At 65.5% G+C, this 19,785-nt stretch carries 15 protein-coding genes; 7 read left to right on the top strand and 8 right to left on the bottom strand.

The window, feature by feature from the left end:
- The first annotated feature begins 48 nt into the window (after positions 1–48).
- The 3 genes from ACQCS0_RS06810 to ACQCS0_RS06800 all read left to right on the top strand — a co-directional run bounded on the left by ACQCS0_RS06810 (position 49) and on the right by ACQCS0_RS06800 (position 2,058).
- Complete coding sequence (locus ACQCS0_RS06810) at positions 49–933, top strand: FAD-dependent oxidoreductase (RefSeq protein ID WP_354153882.1); 885 nt, start codon at positions 49–51, stop codon at positions 931–933.
- Positions 934–1,034: 101 nt separating this feature from the next.
- On the top strand, positions 1,035–1,760 hold the full coding sequence (gene deoC / locus ACQCS0_RS06805; protein WP_354153883.1) for a deoxyribose-phosphate aldolase: 726 nt from the start codon (positions 1,035–1,037) through the stop codon (positions 1,758–1,760).
- Positions 1,761–1,812: 52 nt separating this feature from the next.
- Positions 1,813–2,058: a hypothetical protein gene (locus tag ACQCS0_RS06800; RefSeq protein ID WP_282329226.1), complete on the top strand. Its 246-nt coding sequence runs from the start codon at positions 1,813–1,815 to the stop codon at positions 2,056–2,058.
- 81 nt (positions 2,059–2,139) lie between these two features.
- Here ACQCS0_RS06800 and ACQCS0_RS06795 read toward each other — a convergent pair whose 3' ends face one another.
- Entirely contained in the window at positions 2,140–2,961 is an 822-nt protein-coding gene (locus ACQCS0_RS06795; protein WP_354153884.1) for a metal-dependent hydrolase, read from the bottom strand.
- Between the two features lie 6 nt (positions 2,962–2,967).
- Entirely contained in the window at positions 2,968–6,660 is a 3,693-nt protein-coding gene (mfd, locus tag ACQCS0_RS06790; protein WP_354153885.1) for a transcription-repair coupling factor, read from the bottom strand.
- 180 nt (positions 6,661–6,840) lie between these two features.
- Between mfd and ACQCS0_RS06785 the strand changes: the two genes are divergently transcribed.
- The 4 genes from ACQCS0_RS06785 to nhaA all read left to right on the top strand — a co-directional run bounded on the left by ACQCS0_RS06785 (position 6,841) and on the right by nhaA (position 10,551).
- The gene (locus ACQCS0_RS06785; protein WP_354153886.1) at positions 6,841–8,382 is read left to right on the top strand and encodes an SDR family oxidoreductase; all 1,542 of its coding nucleotides are present in this window, start codon (positions 6,841–6,843) and stop codon (positions 8,380–8,382) included.
- 60 nt (positions 8,383–8,442) lie between these two features.
- Positions 8,443–8,940 carry a DUF2505 domain-containing protein gene (locus tag ACQCS0_RS06780; protein WP_354153887.1) on the top strand — a complete coding sequence of 166 codons (498 nt, stop codon included), beginning with the start codon at positions 8,443–8,445 and terminating at the stop codon, positions 8,938–8,940.
- Between the two features lie 3 nt (positions 8,941–8,943).
- Entirely contained in the window at positions 8,944–9,165 is a 222-nt protein-coding gene (locus ACQCS0_RS06775) for an SCO4848 family membrane protein (protein WP_354153888.1), read from the top strand.
- Positions 9,166–9,237: 72 nt separating this feature from the next.
- On the top strand, positions 9,238–10,551 hold the full coding sequence (nhaA, locus tag ACQCS0_RS06770; protein ID WP_354153889.1) for a Na+/H+ antiporter NhaA: 1,314 nt from the start codon (positions 9,238–9,240) through the stop codon (positions 10,549–10,551).
- Between the two features lie 42 nt (positions 10,552–10,593).
- Here the strand turns inward: nhaA and sufU are convergent, their stop codons facing one another.
- From sufU to ACQCS0_RS06740, 6 genes are all read right to left on the bottom strand, one after another.
- Positions 10,594–11,043: a Fe-S cluster assembly sulfur transfer protein SufU gene (gene sufU, locus ACQCS0_RS06765; protein ID WP_354153890.1), complete on the bottom strand. Its 450-nt coding sequence runs from the start codon at positions 11,041–11,043 to the stop codon at positions 10,594–10,596.
- Between the two features lie 24 nt (positions 11,044–11,067).
- Positions 11,068–12,393: a SufS family cysteine desulfurase gene (locus tag ACQCS0_RS06760; protein WP_354153891.1), complete on the bottom strand. Its 1,326-nt coding sequence runs from the start codon at positions 12,391–12,393 to the stop codon at positions 11,068–11,070.
- A gap of 421 nt (positions 12,394–12,814) precedes the next feature.
- The gene (locus ACQCS0_RS06755; protein WP_354222348.1) at positions 12,815–15,535 is read right to left on the bottom strand and encodes a LuxR C-terminal-related transcriptional regulator; all 2,721 of its coding nucleotides are present in this window, start codon (positions 15,533–15,535) and stop codon (positions 12,815–12,817) included.
- Complete coding sequence (locus ACQCS0_RS06750) at positions 15,522–18,260, bottom strand: LuxR C-terminal-related transcriptional regulator (RefSeq protein WP_354153892.1); 2,739 nt, start codon at positions 18,258–18,260, stop codon at positions 15,522–15,524. The genes ACQCS0_RS06755 and ACQCS0_RS06750 overlap by 14 nt, the downstream gene beginning before the upstream one ends.
- 112 nt (positions 18,261–18,372) lie before the next feature.
- On the bottom strand, positions 18,373–18,969 hold the full coding sequence (gene pth, locus ACQCS0_RS06745) for an aminoacyl-tRNA hydrolase (protein WP_354153893.1): 597 nt from the start codon (positions 18,967–18,969) through the stop codon (positions 18,373–18,375).
- Between the two features lie 79 nt (positions 18,970–19,048).
- Positions 19,049–19,639 (bottom strand): 50S ribosomal protein L25/general stress protein Ctc, encoded by a 591-nt coding sequence (locus tag ACQCS0_RS06740; RefSeq protein ID WP_185262977.1) that lies wholly within the window; start codon positions 19,637–19,639, stop codon positions 19,049–19,051.
- Positions 19,640–19,785 lie beyond the last annotated feature (146 nt).

The raw sequence follows: 19,785 nt of genomic DNA, 5'->3' as shown, positions 1-19,785 counted from the left end.
TCACGAAGTTCCGGCCGCTCCTGCGGCCGCCAGCGAAAGGGCCAGCACATGTCCGCTCCGGCACCGTCCACCTCAGTTTCCCCGGTTCCTCGCATTGTCATTGCCGGAGCAGGGCCCGCCGCACAGGCGCTGGTCCGCCAGCTTGACGCTGCACGCTTCCGCGGCACAGTCACCGTCCTCAGCAACCGGGACGACGCTCCCGCCGAACTCCTGGAACTCGCAGAGCTGCCACAGGTATCAGTCCGCTTCGGCCAGCCAGCCAGCTTCATCGACGCGGGGAACCGTTCCGTCACCACCGCCGACGGCATGGAACTGAGCTACGACGAGCTGGTCATCGCCACCGGATCAGCGCCCGTCGCGTCCCCCGTGGCGGGCGCCGGCCGCTGCCTGAGCTACTCCACGATCGACGACGCAGCCCGGATCGGCGACGCCGTGAGGGAAGTGACGCGGGAGCTGGGCCGGCGGCCACTGGGGATCCTCGTGGGAACCGGCGCGGCAGCGGGCCAGGCCGAAGCGGTGCTGAGGGCCCGCGGCGTCCGGCCTATCCGCACAACGGTCCGGCCGGCCGCCGTGGTGCACTCCAGCGCCGGCTCAGGCCTGACCGCCTCCGGCGTCGTCTTCGAAGACGGCAGCAGCATGAACGGCGATCTGGTTGTCCTGGCCGAAGAGCGGATTTCCCGCGATGGACTCGCCGCCAGCGCCGGACTCGCTACCGCCCCCAACGGCGGAATCGCCATCAGCAAGGACTACCGGACATCGGTCGACGGCGTCTGGGCCATCGGCGACGCCGCCGCGTTCGACGGCGTGCGGCTGGGGCTGCTGGTCGCGGCGGCCTCTGCCGCCGGCGCCTGCGCGGCGCAGCTGATGACCGCTATATCAGCGGCGGACGACCCGGCCACGGGTGTTGCCGGGCGCGTGCCTGCGGCCGCCTGAACCTCCGCCCGCCGTGACACCCGCTGTGACAAGATGGTCACCTGAACAGCCACGCACTGCGTGGCTCCGGCGGCCCACAAGGCCACATGGAAGGGACCATCATGAGCAACGCAGCCACTCCTACCGACCAGACTGGAGCCGGTACGGTCTCAGCATCGGGCAACATCGCTTCCTACATCGACCACACGCTGCTCAAGCCCGAGGCCAGCGAAGCGGAGATCCTCGGAGTGTGTGGCGAGGCCGCTGAGTACCACTTCAAGTCGGTCTGCGTTAACCCCCTCTGGGTCAAGACAGTCAAGACCGCCCTGAAGGGGTCCGGGGTTCTCACGTGCTCGGTCATCGGCTTTCCCATGGGTGCCACGCCCAGCGACGTGAAGGCCTTTGAAGCCCGCGGCGCGGTACTGGATGGTGCGGACGAAATTGACATGGTCATCAACATCGCGGCTGCCCGTGCCGGTGACAAGGGTGCGCTGGTGGACGATATCTCCGCCGTCGCGGAGACGGTCCACGCAGGCGGAGCCATCCTGAAGGTCATCATCGAAACCGCATTGCTCAGCGATGACCAGAAGGTCCTTGCCTGCCAGGCGTCCGTTGAAGCGGGGGCGGACTTCGTCAAGACGTCCACGGGGTTCAATGGCGGGGGTGCCACGGCCGAGGATATCGCTCTGATGCGCCGCACCGTAGGCCCCGATCTCGGCGTCAAGGCGTCCGGCGGCGTACGTTCCCTGGCCGACGCTCAGGTTATGATTGCTGCAGGTGCAACACGTATTGGTGCCAGTTCCGGCATTGCCATCGTCAAGGGTGAACAGGGTTCATCCAGTTACTGACGCCGGCCCGGAGCCGCCACTGTTTGAGCCCCGCGGGGCCGAGGAGGAAATAATGTCCAGCAAGACCACCGAGTCCGGCAACGCAACGGTACAGACCCCCCAGAACGAGAACAGCCTCGTGGGCAGCATCCTTCTGTTTGTACCCATGATGGCGCTGTTCCTGGGCTCCATCTACTCCCTGTCCTTCCTTACGCTCGGCAACCCGTGGCCGATGGCCGTCTGCCTGGGCCTGTTTTTCCTGGCGTTCTGGATCCCGCAGACCATCACCGGCCGCTCCGATTCAGCCGGCGGCAAGTAAGAACCCTCTGCAACTTAAAGGTCTGCGGCCCCGGATATTCCGGGGCCGCAGCTTTTTAAGTCGTGAACTGTACCGGCCGCGTCAGCCCGCGCCCAACAGGCGGCTGACCGCAGTCTTTCCGATCGCCATGGCGGCTGGGAAATGTGTTTTCGCCAGCGACCACGCCGCTACGCACATGCCCACCATCGCGTAGGCGCTCACCGGGATCAGGACCAGCCACTCGCGCTTGGAACCGGCGCGGCCCAGCAGCGGCAAGGAAAAGGCGCCGTTGGCTTTCCAGACGTCGTTGAGTACCGGCAGCTTCCGGAGGAACTTCGGCGGCTTGATGACGATCGGCCAGAGCAGCGGCACACCCCCTGTGGTGATCATGTCCCCCACGATGTGGACCACCACCCCCGTCAGCATCGAGACGGGCAGCCAGGTCCACTGCCCCGGCGCGAACCAGGTCACCAGTCCGGCCATGGTCAGCGCAAAAATCCAGTTGCTGATAAATCCGGACTTGGGAAACAGCTTCAGCGCCTTGGCCGCAATGTTGATCATGAACATGCACAGCAGGCCGGCACCCACGGACAGCAGGCCCCAGTCCGTCTGCAGCTGGAACTGCCCGGCCATCGTGGCCAGCAGCACAAAGCAAGCCGCCCCGAGCACCGAGTGGGTGCCTTGCCGGTGCCCGCCGCTGGCGTTCTCAATCCCCACGGCAATCAGGTTGGACAGCGGTGGCAGCGAGCTGGCCACCGTGCTGTGGCGGTGGTCCCAGTCGCACACGAGCGCCGTCCCCGCCGTCGCCATCCCGCCGATGAGGATTCCTGTGGCGTCCAGCGGATACCAGCCCAGCGTGTACGGTCCGGTTGAGGCAATAGCTACCCACGCCGCGGCCCCCGACGCGGCGTGGTGTCCTCCCATCAAGCCCTAACCGCTTACTGCCGGCGCGGCGAGTGGCGCGTCGGAGAAGATGTTGCGGATGACCCCGTTGGCCCATTCGAGGATTTCGGCGTCCTGCAGGTCGCGGCCGCCGATCCTCGCGGTCTTGGGCTTCGGAATCAGCACCGCGTCCAGGGCAGGCTTAGACTGGGAACCCGGGTACATCCGGGTCAGCCGCATCAGTTTCGACTCCGGCAGCTGCGCCGGCGAGAACTTGATGAAGTTGCCCTGAAGTGCGACGTCGGACAGGCCGGCTTCGCGGGCACCCACCCGGAAGCGGGCCACGGCAATGAGGTTCTGGACCGGCAGCGGCGGTTCGCCGTAGCGGTCCACAAGCTCGGCCAGCACCTCCCCGATGGCCTCGTACGTCAAGGCAGATGCCAGCTTGCGGTAGGCCTCCAGGCGGAGCCGCTCCCCCGGCACATAATCATGCGGGAGGTGTGCGTTGACCGGCAGCTCGATCTTCATTTCGGCGGCCTTTTCCTCGGCGTCGCCGCGGAAGTCGGCCACTGCCTCACCAACCAGGCGGATGTAGAGGTCGAAGCCCACGCCCTGGATGTGGCCGGACTGCTCGCCGCCCAGCAGGTTGCCGGCGCCGCGGATTTCGAGGTCCTTCATGGCCAGCTGCATCCCGGCGCCAAGCTCGTTGTGGGTGGCCACGGCTTTGAGCCGTTCCAGGGCCACCTCGCCCAGGGGCTTCTCGGACGGGTAAAGGAAGTAGGCATAGGCGCGTTCACGGCCGCGGCCCACCCGGCCGCGGAGCTGGTGCAGCTGGGAGAGGCCGTATTTGTCGGCCCCGTCCACAATCAGGGTGTTGGCGTTGGAGATGTCCAGGCCGGTTTCGATGATCGTGGTGCACACCAGGACGTCAAAGCGCTTTTCCCAGAAGTCCACAATGATCTGCTCCAGGCGGCTCTCGGACATCTGCCCGTGCGCCACCTCCACGCGCGCCTCCGGGACCAGTTCGCGGACTTTGGCGGCGGTCCGTTCGATCGTGGATACCCGGTTGTGGACCAGGAACACCTGGCCTTCGCGCATCAGCTCGCGGCGGATGGCGGCCGAGGTCTGCTTGTCCGTGTACGGGCCCACGTAGGTGAGGACGGGGTGGCGTTCCTCCGGCGGGGTGGCCAGTGTGGACGTTTCCCGGATACCGGTCAACGACATCTCCAGGGTCCGCGGAATCGGTGTGGCGCTCATGGCCAGCACGTCCACGTTGGTCCGCATCTTCTTCAGCGCTTCCTTGTGCTCCACGCCGAAGCGCTGCTCCTCGTCCACGATCACCAGGCCCAGGTCCTTGAACGCGAAGTCCTTCGACAGCAGCCGGTGGGTTCCAATGACGACGTCTACGGAGCCGCTCTTGACGCCCTCAACGGTCTCTTTGGTTTCCTTGGTCCCTTGGAACCGCGACAGGGCTTTGACCCGCAGGGGGAAGCCGGAGAAGCGTTCGGTGAACGTTTCGTAGTGCTGCTGGGCGAGCAGGGTGGTGGGCACCAGGATCGCCACCTGCTTCCCGTCCTGGACCGCCTTGAACGCGGCCCGGACGGCGATCTCGGTCTTGCCGTAGCCCACGTCGCCGGACACCAGGCGGTCCATGGGGATCTCGCGCTCCATATCCGCCTTGACCTCGTTGATGGTGGTCAGCTGGTCCGGCGTTTCCACATACGGGAAGGCCTCCTCCAGCTCGCGCTGCCACGGGGTATCCGGCCCGAAGGCATGGCCCTTTGAGGCCATCCGCGCGGAGTACAGCCGGATGAGTTCGCCGGCGATCTCCTTGACGGCCTTGCGTGCCTTGGACTTGGTGCTGGCCCAGTCGGAGCCGCCCATCTTGCTGAGCACGGGCGTGTCTCCGCCGACGTAGCGGGTCACCTGGTCCAGCTGGTCGGTGGGGACAAACAGGCGGTCCCCGGGGGCGCCGCGCTTGGACGGGGCGTATTCCAGGACCAGGTATTCGCGGACGCCGTCTCCGCCGCCTGCCACCTTGCGCTGGATGAGTTCGATGAAACGGCCAATGCCGTGCTGTTCGTGCACCACGGAATCGCCGTTGACCAGCTGCAGCGGGTCCACGGCGTTTCGCCGCTTGGACGGCATGCGCCGCATGTCCTTGGTGGAGCCTGCGGACGTCCGTCCCAGCAGGTCCGCTTCGGTCAGCAGCCCCAGCTTGAGGCTGTCCAGGACAAAACCGCGTCCGACGGCGGCAGTGGTCACCTCGATGATGCCCGCCTGCGGCTCCTTCTCAAGGGTGTCCACCCGGGCACAGGGGATGTCGGCGTCGTGGAACAGTTCCGCCAGGCGCTGCGCCGGGCCGGGTCCCTCGGTGGCAACCACGATCCGCCACTGGTCCCGAACGTGGGAGCCGATGAAGTCCATCATCTCGGCCACATCGCCCTGGTAGCCGCGCGGTTCCCGGGCGCGGAGGTTGAGGACGTCGATCTCCGGCAGCAGCTCCTCGTCGGTGGCCAGTGACGTAATGGACCACCAGGACACCTCGTGCTCCAGCGAGGAGCTCCGGGTTTCGGCCAGGGAACGGAAGCTGGCGGAGTGCAAGGCTTCCGACGCCTGCGAGCTGAGGTCCAGCGGAGCCGTGCCGCCATCGGATGCCGTGGACCAGGCAGCTTCCAGGAACTCCTCATTGGTGGCGGCAAGATCATGTGCGCGGCGGCGTACCTTTTCCGGTTCTATAATCACCGAGATGGACCCGGCGGGCAGCTGCTCCACGAACGGGACCATGGCATCCACCAGCACCGGGGCCAGGGATTCCATCCCTTCCACGGTGATGCCGCCGGCGATCTTCTCGAGCATGTCCGCGGCCGCGGGGAGCTGCGCCTTCAGGGTGGCCGCGCGGGACATCACTGACGGCGTGATCAGGATTTCGCGGCAGGGCGGGGCATGGAGTTCGGTGGGGTGGTGCATGCCGGGCGCCGACAGCGAGCGCTGGTCGGCCACCGCGAACCAGCGCATCTGGTCTACCTCGTCGCCGAAGAACTCCACCCGGATGGGATGGTCCTCGGTGGGCGGAAAGACGTCGATGATGCCGCCGCGGACGGCAAATTCGCCACGGTGGGTGACCATGTCCACGCGTGCGTAGGCCGCGTCGGCGAGGCTCCGCACCACGTTGGAGAACGGCATGTCCTGTCCCACCTTCAGCGTGACCGGAACCAGCTCACCCAGCCCGGCGACGATTGGCTGGACCACAGCGCGGACCGGCGCCACCACCACACGCAGCCGGCCCGCCGTCGAACCTTCCGGGTGAGCCAGGCGGCGCAGGACGGACAGCCGGCGGCCCACCGTGTCCGAACGGGGCGAGAGCCGCTCGTGCGGCAGGGTTTCCCAACTGGGGAACTCGGCCACTGAATCGGCCGGCAGGTAGGCACGCAGGGCCGCCGTCAGGTCCTCTGCCTCGCGTCCTGTCGCGGTGACTGCCAGCACCACCGGGGGGAACCCGCCATCGGGAGTTCCTTCGTCGGCACCGGAGGCCAGGCCGTCTGCCATTTCCGCCAGCAGGACGGCACGGAGACCGGCCGGCGCGCTGACCTGGTAATCCTGGCCCCGGACATCAAAGCCCCTGGCCGCCTCCGCCTGGACCCTGGCGAACGTCTGGTCTTCTGCCAGGACACGGCGCAGCCCGGCCAGCGAGGGACCGGCGTGGGACGGGCCAGGATGGGACGGGCCAGTGGGGCTCATGGCGGAAACTCCTGTGGGTTCAAGGGATCGCAGGCAACACGAAAACCCGAAATTCTCTTCGAATCCCGGGTCATCCCAGCCTACCCCTGCACCGGGGCCCGCCGGGAACCCCCGTTGCTAAGCTTGCTGAGGAAGCGCACCCGTTTGACGCATCCCCCCGCCTGGCCTGAGGAGCTTTCAATGAGCGATAGCAAGAGTCCGAGCGACACTCCCTCCACCGTGGCCGCAGGGACGGCGCAAACCGTCCTCGTGACCGGAGCCACCGGCTACATCGGCGGCCGCCTGGTCCCCCGGCTGCTGGAGGCCGGCCACACCGTAAAGGTCATGGTCAGGACTCCGGCCAAGATCGCAGGCGTGCCGTGGCTAGGCAAAGTTGAGGTGATCCAGGGCAGTCTCGACGACGGCGCTTCCCTGCGCCAGGCGCTGGCCGGGGTCGACGTGCTGTACTACCTCGTTCACTCCATGGCCGCCGGCGCCGGGTTCGAATCCAAGGAAAAGGCCATGGCGGAAACAGCCGCCACAGCTGCCGCCGCAGCCCATGTAGGCCGGATCGTTTACCTGGGCGGCCTGCACCCGGCCAACGTCGAATTGTCCACCCACATGCGCTCCCGGGAAGCCGTGGGGAAGGTGTTCCTGGATAGCGCGGTGGAGGCTGTGGTGTTCCAGGCCGGGGTGGTGATCGGTTCCGGGTCGGCGTCCTTCGAAATGATCCGCCACCTGTCCGAGACCCTTCCGCTGATGCCGGCCCCAAGCTGGGTGCGCAACAAGATCGAAGCGATCGCCGTCCGGGACGTACTGCACTACCTTGTGGGTGCGGCCTCCATGGACGGGCCGGTCAACCGCACCTTCGACATCGGCTGCCGGCAGGTCCTGAGCTACGCGGGCATGATGAAGGAATACGCCGCCGAGGCCGGGCTGCCGTACCGGGTGGTCCTGGCGCTGCCCATTCCGGCCCCTAAGCTTGCCGGCCTGTGGGTGGCGCTGACCACGCCGATCCCGCTGTCCATGTCACTGCCGCTCGTCGAGTCGCTGCAGCACGATGCCGTGTCCCGCGAGCAAGATATCGACGCCCATATTCCCGTGCCGGCTGGCGGTCTGACTCCGTACCGGGGGGCTGTTGCCCTAGCCCTGGGCAAGGAGCGTGACGGCCAGGTGGAAACCACGTGGTCAAATGCCGGGGCGGACGCCGATCCGCTGCCCAGCGATCCGGACTGGGCAGGCCACACGGTCTATATGGATGAGCGGACTTTCCACGGGGATGTTGCTCCTGCCCACGTGTGGACCATCATCGAAGGGATCGGCGGCCGGAACGGCTGGTATTCACTGCCGCTTGCCTGGCGCGTTCGGGGCTGGCTGGACAAGCTCACCGGCGGCGCGGGCTTGCTGCGGGGACGTCGGCATCCTGGCACCCTGGCCTCAGGCGAAGTGGTGGACTGGTGGCGTGTGGAACGGATAGAGCGCGGAAAACTGTTACGCCTCCGCGCAGAGATGCGCGCCCCCGGACGTGCCTGGCTTGAGCTGTCCGTGGAACCTGACGGGACGGGCAGCCGCTACCGGCAGCGGGCGATTTTCTTCCCCAAGGGCCTGAGCGGAAAGCTCTACTGGCTGGCCGTACTGCCATTCCACAGCCTCATTTTTCCGGCGATGGCACGGAACATCACCACCGCCGCGCAGAAGATCGCCGGCGCCGACAGCGCGGGGGCCGGTTCCAACAACCAGTAGGGCTCCCCGTAGGATGTGGGGAGCAAAAAGCGTTCTGACCTACACATCACTGGAGGACCCATGGCACTGAGTGCAACCACCACCCTTCCGCACGCCGTCGGCAGCGTTGCTGCTGTTTTTATCAACGAGGACTTCCAGCGGCACACCAGCCAATTCGTTGGCGGCACCCTGGAGTCCTTCGAAGTGGCCGGAGACGTCGACGGAGCATTCAGCACCACCTCGGTACGTACCCTCCCCACCACCCGCCTGCCGGAGATCGCCCGCAAGTTCGTGGGCGAAAAGCTCACAGTGACGCAGGTGGAAAACTGGGAGGCTCCAGCGGCTGACGGTTCCCGCCAGAGCAACATCACGCTGAAGATCGCCGGCGCCCCCCTTGATGTGACCGCGGTCCAGCGGCTCGTCGCAGAGGGCGGCAACACACGCATTGAACTCGAAGGCAACGTCACGTCCTCTGTTCCCTTCCTGGGCGGCAAGATCGCCGAGGCGGCCGAGCCCATGGTGTCCAAGGCCCTGAACATCCAGTCCCAGCAGGCCCAGGCCTGGCTCGAAAGCCACTAGGCCGTGCAGCTCCCTCTGCTTGCGGGCTGCCTGCTGATCATCGCCGGCATCTGGTCCCTCGTGGTCTGGCCGCAGTTCCTGCGTCGCGTGATGAAGGACCCCCGGGCGCGGGACGCCGCCGGCAAGGCCACAAAGTTCCTCACCGTCCATGTGGTGCTGGTCAGCATCTCGATGGTGCTGGGAGCTGTCACCGCGGTGATCGGAGTTATGGGCCTGCTCGGGTAGGCTGATACAAAGGTGCGCCGGGAAGTCTGGTCGGCAATAGTTTTGCCGACCCCCCAATTCCAGGAGCCATTCATGGCCAAGCACCCTTCCCGTCCCGCCTTCGCCGCTAAGGTCCTCAGCCGCTCAAGCTACCCTGAATTCCTGCGGATCTCCGCGATCCTCAGACTGGAAACAGCCGGCGGCGCCCTCCTCTTGTTGGCGACTGCTGCCGCACTCCTCTGGGCCAACTCACCGGCGGCCGAGGGCTACTTCACACTGCGGGACCTGAAAATCGGTTACGAACCCTGGCACCTCCGGCTCTCCCTGGGGCAATGGGCCTCCGACGGTCTACTGGCCATCTTCTTCTTCCTGGCCGGCCTGGAACTCAAGCGGGAGTTTGTCTCCGGCGAACTTCGCAAGGTGTCCAAGGCCGTGGTTCCCGTGGCCGCGGCCGTGGGAGGGGTTGCAGTTCCCGCCCTGATCTACACGCTGGTGAACCTGGGGCAGGACGCTGCGAGCCAGCGTGGCTGGGCAATTCCCACAGCCACTGATATCGCTTTTGCCCTGGCCGTCCTGGCCGTCATCAACACCCACCTGCCTGCTGCCCTCCGGACCTTCCTGCTGACCTTGGCCGTAGTGGATGACCTGCTGGCCATCGGCATCATCGCTTTCTTCTACTCGTCCGGGCTGCAGCCGCTCTTCTTGCTGGCGGCGCTGGTTCCGCTGGGGCTGTTTGCCCTTCTGGCCCAGAGGAGGGTCCGAAGCTGGTACCTGTTGCTGCCGCTGGCCGCCGCCACCTGGGGACTCGTGCACGCCTCCGGTATCCACGCCACGGTGGCCGGCGTGCTGCTCGCATTTGCCGTGCCGGTACTGGCGTCGCGGAGTCGTGGTGAGACCGGCTCCGGGATGGCTGAGTCCTTTGAACACCGGCTCCGCCCGCTTTCGGCAGGTTTCGCCGTCCCGGTCTTCGCCTTCTTTTCCGCCGGAGTAGCCGTGGGTGGCCTCGACGGCTTCAGGTCGGCCCTGGCGGATCCTGTGGCACTGGGAATTGTGGCTGCGCTGGTGGTCGGCAAGACGATTGGAGTGTTCGGCACTACCTACCTGATCACTAAGACCACCAGGGCAAAGCTCGACGACGGCCTCGTCTGGATCGATGTCGCCGGCCTTGCAATGTTGGCCGGAGTGGGCTTCACGGTGTCGCTGCTGATCGCAGAGCTGAGCTTCGGTGCGGGCTCGGCGCACGATGACCACGCGAAGGTGGCCATCCTCACCGGATCACTGGCGGCCGCCCTGCTCGCCGCCGTGGTGCTCCGGTTGCGGAACCGGCATTACCGCGCAGTGGAAGAGACGGAACGGCGTGATGCCGACGGCGACGGCGTCCCGGACGTTTTCGAGCAGCGGCGCTGACCGCCGCGGCGCGGCTGCGCACCGGCTTCGGACCGTACGGGCCTAGGTTGCCTGGTTCAGGGCGTCTTCGGCGGCAACCCAGGAAATCATGGCGCACTTAACGCGCGCGGCGTAGCGGGCCACACCCTCAAATGCCGCGGCGTCGCCCAGGATTTCGGGATCGGCGTGGACTTTCCCACGCGAGCGGAGCACTTCGCGGAAGTTGCCAATGACGGCGCGGAGTTCGTCCACGGTCATTCCCTCCGCGAGCTCGCTGAGGACCGACGCCGATGCCATCGAGATGGAGCAGCCTTCGCCGTCCCAGGAAATCTGCGCCACCTTGCCGCCTTCAACAGCCACCCGCAGCGTGACTTCGTCACCGCAGACGGGGTTGAGCTGGCGGGACTGGCCCGTGGACGCCCCCGCCGGCGCGGCGATTCCCGCCAGTCCACTGCCGTGGCGGACCTTGGAATGGTCAAGGATGATCTGCTGATACAGCTGGTCAAGGCTCATTGAGGTGTACCTTCGGTGATCGCGCTAGACGCGGAAATAGGACCGGACTCCGGCAACGGCTTCCAGGAAGGCGTCGACGTCGTCTGTGGTGTTGTACAGGTAGGCGCTTGCCCTGGTGGTTGCGGTCAGGCCCAGGCGGCGGTGCAGCGGCTGGGCGCAGTGGTGTCCCACGCGGACGGCGATGCCCCGGGAATCCAGGAACTGTCCGACGTCGTGCGCGTGCACGCCATCGACGTGGAATGCGGCGAGGCCGATCCGTTCCTGTCCTGCGGTGGGCCCCAGCACACGGATGCCGGGAATGGATTCCAGTCCCGCCACCATCCGCTGGCCGAGCTCGGATTCCCAGCGGTGCACGCGGTCCAGGCCGGTTTCCGTGAGGTAGTTGGCTGCGGCGGCCAGGGCAACCGCCTGCGAGATGCGCTGGGTACCGGCCTCGAAGCGCTGCGGCGCGGGCAGGTACTCGGCCCGGTCCATGGTCACGGTGGTGATCATGGATCCTCCGGTGAGGAACGGCGGCAGCACATCCAGGATGTCCTGCTTACCGTAGAGGACACCGATTCCGGTGGGCGCCAGCATCTTGTGGCCGGAGAAGACGGCGAAGTCGACGTCAAGCTCTTTGACGTTCAACGGCAGGTGCGGCGCAGACTGGCAGGCGTCCAGGACCACCAGGGCTCCGGCCCGCTGCCCCAGCGCCACCAGTTCCTGCACCGGATTAATGGTGCCCAGCACGTTGGAGGCGTGGGTGAAGGCGAGGACCTTGGTTTTTTGTCCCAGGATCTCGGCCGCACTGTCCATCCGCAAGAAACCGGCGTCGTCGATGGGGATGTAGCGCAATGTGGCGCCGGTGCGGAACGCCAGTTCCTGCCAGGGGATCAGGTTGGCGTGGTGCTCCATTTCCGTCACCACGATCTGGTCACCCGGGCCCACTCCGAGGTCTTTCAGCCGCCCGTCACCGCGCCCCTGCGCCGCCCACAGCGAGGCGTTCGACAGCGCGTAGCTGATCAGGTTCAGGCCTTCGGTGGCGTTGGAGGTCCACACCGTTTCCGCGTAGTCCGCACCGATGAAGTCCGCGATGGTCTGGCGGGCATCTTCGAAAACCTCTGTTGCCTCCACCGCAAGATAGTGGGCACCGCGGTGCACGGCAGCGTTGCGCTGTTCGTAAAACTCCTGCTCAGCTTCGATGACGCTCAGCGGGTTCTGCGACGTGGCGCCCGAATCGAGGTACACCAAGGGCTGGCCGTTGACCAGCTGGCCAAGTACGGGGAAGTCGTTCCGAATCCTGAGGACTTCGGCGTTATCCATGGCCGGCACTGCGCGTTCCAGCGTGGCAGGCGTTGATACTAGGGCCAAAGCGAACTCCTTGAGATGCCAATGGATTGACACTCAATTGTCCCACAACACCACTGTGGCGGTGGCCCGAGGGGCAACCGCCACAGCAGCTCCGGGCTTCAGCCCGCGGAAGTGAGGGCCGGCGACGGCTGGGGGGAGAGTCTCGGTCTCAGAAGACTCCGACGTCGCCGGCCCCGTTTCGATCCGGCCCCAGGGGCCGGAAGCTTGCGTCAAAACGAGGCCTATAAAGTCTGTTGGCCGGTCCACGGTTCCGGTGAATCCGGGTTTTCCTGCCGCACTAAGTCAACCGCACACGAACGCCCGGCGCACGAGTAGGCAGTACTCTAGTTTTTTGCGCCCGGGCTACGGGTTAGGCCCCGTGGATACGCATATAGGGACGTCCGCGTTCGGGGCCCGGACGGAGGGCTTCCGTACGCAGTCCCTAGTGCGGAAGGGCTGTAGCCAGTTCGTCGCGGCTCCGCACGCCGAGTTTGACGTAGGTACGGTAAAGGTGGCCCTCCACAGTGCGCACGGACACCATGAGCTTCTGTGCGATCTCCCTGTCGGTGAGGCCCTGCACAGCAAGCTCTACGATGTCCTGTTCCCTGCGCGTGAGGTGCACGCTCGGTGCTGCGGCGATGAAGTGGCCTTCCCGAAACCGCTCCCCCAGTTCGTGGTCACACTTCTCCCGCAGGGCCACTGCCTGACGGGCCCGCCGGCGCTCCCCGGAGCTCTCAAGGACGGTGTTCGACCGGGCGTATGCCTCCCGCGCCAGGTTGACGAATCCGGCGCCTTCAAGCATGGCCGCCGTCTCCATGATGGAATCCGCGTCTTCGGACTCCCAATGCTCCGCCAGGGTGAGCATTGCAGCGGCCCAGCGGCCTTCAACGCTCCCCGCCAGCGTGTGGACCAAAGGGATCACGGAATGATCGCCAAGGTCCCAGCAGAGTGCCAAAAGTTCCAGAAGTGTCCCGGCTCGGCTGGTCACCTCGCGCGTGGTGGACAGTGTGTGGAGGGACGCCAGGCCTTTCCCGTCGTGCGTTACATACTCTGATGCTGCTGCGGCGTAGGCCGTGGCAAGGAGTCCGAAGCCAGTGGAGCCCGCGGGTGAATCCTTGTAATCCAGCTCAAGCCGGCCGGCCTGGGCGGAGTCACCGAGCCTCGCCGCTGCATAGAACGCCAGCCCGGACCCAAACCGGAACAGCTGCAACGGGTCGTTGAGCCGCAAGGTCTCCACAGCCGGTAACAGCGTTTGGTAGGCGCGTTCCATCCGCCCCTGGCGCAGCAACGAGTAGCCACGGAGTACCTCGAGGCTGCCGCTGAAATATGCGATACCCCTCGGCTGTCCGGCGACGTAGTTCGCCAACTCCCGTTCCGCGGACTCCCACTCCCCCATGGCCAGGTAGTCTGCCACCAGGCGGCCGAGGACAAATTCATTGAAGAAGAACACGCCACCCTGCAGGGCGGGAAGTTCCGAGGCCGACAGCAATGCAGCATCCAGCCCCTGGACGGCACGTCCGGCCGAGGCGAGGGCATGGGCCAACAGCGCGAGGCCCACAGCATGCAGGGCGTCCTCCGTGGCATCACCACCGCGGCCGCTACGAAGTTCCTGGACCTCGGCCGCCAACGCCTGGTGGTTGCCGGCTTCGCCAAGCTCCAACAGGTGAAGCAAGCACTCCTGCCAGATCTTGTCAGGAGCACCGGGTGCCTGTTCGGAATCCTGCAGTACGGCCAAGGGGCCAGCCGTCATGGCACCGGCGCGCTGAAGCGCTTCACGGGAATCGGCTGCAAATACTGCCAGCGGTGTCCCCAGAGCCTGGTGCGCCATTGCCCTGAGCATCAGGACCGGAACAGCCCAGGGCCCCTTCCTCAGCTGCAGCCAGCACCCGTCCAGAAGCCTAGCGGCACCAACGAAGTCGCCTTCATTGAATAGGGCCCTTGCCTGGACAGCCTGTGCCTGCGGTACGAGGTCCGGGTCCGCGACCTTTTCCGCCATCGTGCGGCTACTCCAATTTCGGGAGTGGACCAAGGCGGTGCCGGCGGCCTCAAGCAGCTCGGTATCGGATATTTTTAATCCGCATTCGAGGGCCCATTCCACGGCCCTCATCCTGCCTTCAGACCCTTCGGGTGCGGTGCCGAGCTGATCCTGGATCTTTTCAAGCAGCTGCAGGCTCCGTGACACCGAGATGCTGGTGCGGAGCGCCTCTCCGAATACGGAGTTCCAGATCCGGAGTTCGGCCGGAATGCCGGAATTTTCGACGATCATCTGCTGGTCCAGAAGCGTGCGCACCACGTCGGCGCCAAAAGTGTCCTCGATCATTTTACGGCTCACGGGCCCGGCGAGGGCAACAAGTTTCAGGACTTCCTGTTCTTCTGGGCCGCGGCGGAGCATGTCCTTCACCACCACCTCGGTGAGCCTTGGTCCGTCGGCAGGCAAAGGGCCCAGCAGCATCCAGATCCCGTTCCGCTTTGCGAGTTGGCCCCGCTCTGCGGCATCGTGCAACAAGGCATCAAGAATCCGCGGATTTCCGCCGGATGCACTCCAGATAGTGTCAATGGTTCCAGCGGGGACTGTTCCATCAAGGACATGGGAGAGGACTTCCTCGATCTGCTCCCGGTTCATGGGACGCAGATCCACACGGTCGGCCAGGCCGTCGTACCAGAGCTGCGCGAGCGGCTGCGGCAGCCCGGGTCGCGGCCTGCCGGCAGCAAGCACGGTGGCCCAGCCGGCGGTGATCATGTCCGCCACAATGCTGGCCGATGCCTCGTCCAGGTGATGGGCGTCATCCATCATCAGAAGCAACGGGGTATCTTTGCCGCCTTTCAGCTGCTCAAAGTACCTCCACACGGACCGCAGCACAGCCACCGGGGACACCGAGTCCTCGGCAGTGAGCTCCGCGGTGTACGGCGCCAGAACTCCAAAGGGTACACCGGACAGCGACGAGCTTCCATGAATCTGAACAATGATCATCTCCTGGGCAAGCCGCTCGGTGATGGCCTCGGTCAGCGTTGATTTCCCGATGCCCGGGCCCGCCATGAGGAACACTGCCTGACTCGTACGGCTGCGGATGATATTGCAGATCCGGTCCAGCGGTTCACGCCGGCCCGTGAGAAGCCGGTACGGCGGTCCTGGTTTGGCTGCGTGGCCGTTATACGAGTCCAGTCAGATCACCCCTGGACGTTACTCCGAGTTTGGTAAAGACCTGGTAAAGGTGCCCTTCCACAGTGCGCACGGACACTCCCATCTCTTCGGCAATGTCGCGGTTGGACGCGCCCCGGCCTGCCAGCCGCGCGATCTGCCGCTCCCGCGCTGTCAGGAGCGGGCTGCCGCTGCTCGGTACGATCGGCAGGCTGGCAACGGTGGCTGCAAGGATGTCGAGCCGGGCCTGTGCAGTCCTGGCGGAGACCGAGTCACCCGCCTGCCGGGCGTAGTCAACGGCCAGCGCCATGCACCGGGCCTCAACGGCATCCAGTTCGAGGGTGGCCGCCAGTTCCCCGCCGGCAAGCAACGTTTTGGCATCGCGGGTCCGGCTGCCCACGGCGATCAGCCGTGAAATTTCGGCCAAGGGGCCCTGGCGATGCCCGGCCACTTGTTCCATTAGCCGGAAGTCAGCGTCCGTGCCGTTGACCGTTGCTCCGAGCAGGCTGATCCCGGCAAGGGTGAACGTTCCCGTTGCGATGTCGCGGCGGGCGGACTGCTTGAGGCGGGTGGCTGCGTCGCTGTCCCCCAGCCAACGGGCGGCCATATCGGCACAGAATTCAGTGCGGCTGCGGGTGGCATGGTCAGCGGCGCCTGCTGTCCGCTGCAGTCTGTCAAGATATTTCCGGGACTGCCCGGCATTGCCGATCTGCGCATATGCGAAGGCGATGGCAGCGTAGGCGGCGCGGAGCATGCTCTGGAGGGGTCGCAGCTCCAGCTGCGCAGCGGCCGAGAGCAGCGAATCAAGGGCCGCGGCACCGCGGCCCGAGTATACGTAGGCGATGCCGGCATCGAGCTCCGCGGCAGCACTCCGGTACGGGAGCCGGTGGAATTCGCGCGCGGACGGCGGATCCAGGAGGTCGATGCACCGGCGCCACTGCCCTGCCATCAGGAGCACGTTGTACGCCCGGCCGGCGAACTTCTCACGCAGCCCCACGATCTCGGCGGCGTCCGAGATCTGCCCGCCCACCTGCCTCATCAGGCTCAGCGCGTCCATTTCCCGCCCTGTCATGGACAGTGCGCTCATGAGGATTACCGCTGAGTTCATCCTGAACCAGGTATCCGGATTCTGCCCGGGGTCCGCGGCGGCTTCCAGCGCCGGCAGGGCGGCGGAGTAGTCCCCCACGAAGGCCTGGTATTCGAATTCGCTCAGGCTGATCCGGTTGGCCGCAGCAGCCAGGGGCTCCGGCCAGCCCTTCGCGATTCCCGGTTCCACGCCAAGCCGCTCCCGTGCCGTCTGCAGAAGTGCCGGCACTCGGGCGGTGTGTTCGGGGAGCCAGACCATAACCCGCGATTTGGCAGCGACCACCCGGGCGAACTCTTCAACGTCCAGGTTGTCCAGCTGCGGCTGGGAAATATCGTCCAATGCTGCCATGGCCTGCACCGGCAGGTCCATGAGCAGGTACGCTGCCGCCTTCTGCCGCTGGGCCGGCACCCACTGGGGGTCATTCCGCTTCAATGTGTCGGCGTACTTGAGGGCAAAATGAGGGTCAAAGAGCTGCACTGCGGCTTCGGCAGCGGCCAGCGCCATGGCCGGACTCAACTCAGCCTCGCATTCCTGGGTCCAGGCGCCGAACGCCATCAGCTCCTCCACCGTCATGGTGGCCGGGTCAGGCTCCTTGCCGCCCAGGAGGAGGCTCCGCAGTTCCCGTCGACGAGTGATGCTCAGCCAGGAGCGAACAACGTCGCCGAGGTACTTTTCGCGCAGTGAAACCCATCGGTGGTCCGAAGAATCGATCTTCAGCAGGCCCGAATCCTCCATGTCCGCCACCACACCGGCACCGTAAACGGTAGTCAGCCCGGACAGTTCCACGCTGCGGGCGCAGGAGAGCATCTCGATGACGTCCCGTTCCTCCGGAGATTTCCGGGTCCACTGGGATCGGACGATGTCGTCAAGGCTGGCCGCGCCGTCGAGCACCACTTTGTCCCGCAGTGTCCAGACGGAGTCCGAAAGAACCAGGTTCCCCGAATGCTGCTGCTCGGTGGCAAGCGCCTTCAGGAGCAGCGGGTTTCCGCCAACCATGGTGTGGAAGGTGCTGACCAGGGAGGCCGACACGCGGTGGCCCAGCAGGGAAAGCAGCACCTGGCGGGTCTGCAGTTCATTGAGGTTGTCCAACCTGACCTCGGTGAGCCGGCGGTCGCTGAGGAGCCAGTGGAAGTCGGCCGGAAGGTCGCTGATCATGGGTGCCACGGCCACAATGCGGGCGGTCCCTGTCAGGAGGATGTTGAGCAGTACGCCGGCGCTCATGTCATCGATGCCGCCCGCGGTGTCCAGGGTGATGACACACTGGCGCCCAGCGGCATCGCTTTTGATGAGGGATGTAATGCCGCGGAGGATGGCCGTGGGTGACCCCATGTACGCCTGGGGAAGGCGCGCCAGCAGGAAAGCCAGGCAACCGTAGGGCGTTGTTCCGGATGACGGTCCGCTGCGCAGTTGCAACGTCCAGATATCCGGCCCCAACTCGGAGACGGCCGTCCTGGCTAAGGAGGACTTGCCGACGCCGCGTCCGCCGGTGATGACGACTCCCAGGGATTCGAGGCTGGTCAGGGCTGTACGGACCGCATCGAGGTTGGCGCTCCGCGCGGGCACGGACCATGGCTGCGGCTCTGATCGGCCAGCAGTGTCGGTGCGCAGCCCAACGTCGTTGAGCGGTGACCCACGTCCCCAGCTGAGTGGCTCGATTGACATGAACTTGTCCCCTAAATCCCACCTAAAGCGGGATAAGCCCCATCGCCCCCCGCTTAGAAAGAAGACTACCCCTTGGCACACACAGGTAAACAGGGACAGACCGTTTTAAGTTTTATTGCTGACCGTCTGACCTGGCCGGATGGAACTTCTGCTGGGCCGCGGTAAGTCCTTCCCTGACCAGCAATTCCACGGCATCGGCCGCCTCATCGAGCAGGAACGGAAGGTCCTTGCGTTCTGCAGTGCCAAAATCGCGCAGGACATAGTCTGCAGTTTCCATCCGCCCTGGCGGGCGGCCCACACCCACCCGTACCCGCAAGTAATCCTTGGTGGCCAGTGCCTTGGACATGTCCCGGAGTCCGTTGTGACCGCCCTCGCCGCCACCGCATTTCAGCTTTAGCGTGTTAAACGGGATATCAATCTCATCGTGCACCGCAACAACATGGTCAGGATCAATGCCGTAAAAGTTCGCCAGGCCCGCCACAGGGCCGCCGGAAACGTTCATATAGCTCATCGGCTTGGACAGCACCACCCGGGGACCGCCGAGCCCGAGCCGCCCTTCGAGCACTTGGGCGCGTGCCTTGTGTGTTTTGAACTTTCCACCCATCCGGCCCGCAAGTTCGTCCAGGACCATCTGGCCGACGTTGTGCCGGTTGTCCTTGTATTCGGCCCCGGGGTTACCGAGGCCAACGATCAGCCAGGTGTCAGTCATTATTCAATCCTAAGGTGGTCCGGACATGGCTGTGGCCGGACCCTGACAGGGCCCGGCCACACATCAAACTGTGCCGTTATTACTCGGCTGAGACTGCGGCTGCGGAGTCAGCCTGTGCCTCTTCCTCAGTAACCTCTGTGGCCTCGGAGATGTGGACCACCAGTGCGTCGGCGTCGGCCAGCAGGACCGAACCCTTCGGCAGGACAAGGTCGGAAGCGTGGATGTGCTGGCCGGCGGAGCGGCCTTCGATGTCGACCTCGATGGCGGTGGGCAGGTGGGTTGCCTCTGCCTCAAGGGAGATGACGGTGAGTTCCTGGTTGAAGACGCTGCCCGGAGCCAGTTCGCCAACAATGTGAACCGGGATGTCCACGGTGACCTTCTCGCCCTTGATGACGGTCAGCAGGTCGATGTGCTCGATGATCTGCTTGATGGGGTCGCGCTGGACGTCCTTGACCAGGGCTAGGTGCTCTTCGCCGTTGACGTCCAGGGTCAGCAGGGCGTTGGCTTTGCGGACTGCCAGCGTGGTGGCCTTCGCCGGAAGCGTGATGTGGATCGGCTCGGCGCCGTGGCCGTAGATGACGGCGGGGATCAGGTTGGCCATGCGCGCGCGGCGGGCAAAGCCCTTGCCGAATTCGGTGCGTACTTCTGCTGCGAGCTTCTGCTCAGACATGTGTATCTCCTTGGAAGTCTAAAAGGTGTTCAGCAAGGGCGGAGGTCTGTTACGACCTTCAACGCCGGGCGGCCGTGAGGCGGCCCTTCCAGAAGGGAGATTCAGACCCAGTCGATAACGGAGACCTGCGATCCGGTTTCCCGGAT

The organism is Pseudarthrobacter sp. S6 (assembly GCF_050156575.1).
Lineage (GTDB): Bacteria > Actinomycetota > Actinomycetes > Actinomycetales > Micrococcaceae > Arthrobacter.
Note: the sequence above shows the minus strand (reverse complement) of the source record. Positions and strands in the feature narration are given on the sequence as shown.

Bases quoted from the DNA above. Each gene is read 5' to 3' on its own strand.
- ACQCS0_RS06810 (WP_354153882.1), top strand. From the start codon at position 49: ATGTCCGCTCCGGCACCGTCCACCTCAGTTTCCCCGGTTCCTCGCATT.
- deoC (WP_354153883.1), top strand. From the start codon at position 1,035: ATGAGCAACGCAGCCACTCCTACCGACCAGACTGGAGCCGGTACGGTC.
- ACQCS0_RS06800 (WP_282329226.1), top strand. From the start codon at position 1,813: ATGTCCAGCAAGACCACCGAGTCCGGCAACGCAACGGTACAGACCCCC.
- ACQCS0_RS06795 (WP_354153884.1), bottom strand. From the start codon at position 2,961: ATGGGAGGACACCACGCCGCGTCGGGGGCCGCGGCGTGGGTAGCTATT.
- mfd (WP_354153885.1), bottom strand. From the start codon at position 6,660: ATGAGCCCCACTGGCCCGTCCCATCCTGGCCCGTCCCACGCCGGTCCC.
- ACQCS0_RS06785 (WP_354153886.1), top strand. From the start codon at position 6,841: ATGAGCGATAGCAAGAGTCCGAGCGACACTCCCTCCACCGTGGCCGCA.
- ACQCS0_RS06780 (WP_354153887.1), top strand. From the start codon at position 8,443: ATGGCACTGAGTGCAACCACCACCCTTCCGCACGCCGTCGGCAGCGTT.
- nhaA (WP_354153889.1), top strand. From the start codon at position 9,238: ATGGCCAAGCACCCTTCCCGTCCCGCCTTCGCCGCTAAGGTCCTCAGC.
- sufU (WP_354153890.1), bottom strand. From the start codon at position 11,043: ATGAGCCTTGACCAGCTGTATCAGCAGATCATCCTTGACCATTCCAAG.
- ACQCS0_RS06750 (WP_354153892.1), bottom strand. From the start codon at position 18,260: ATGTCAATCGAGCCACTCAGCTGGGGACGTGGGTCACCGCTCAACGAC.
- pth (WP_354153893.1), bottom strand. From the start codon at position 18,969: ATGACTGACACCTGGCTGATCGTTGGCCTCGGTAACCCCGGGGCCGAA.
- ACQCS0_RS06740 (WP_185262977.1), bottom strand. From the start codon at position 19,639: ATGTCTGAGCAGAAGCTCGCAGCAGAAGTACGCACCGAATTCGGCAAG.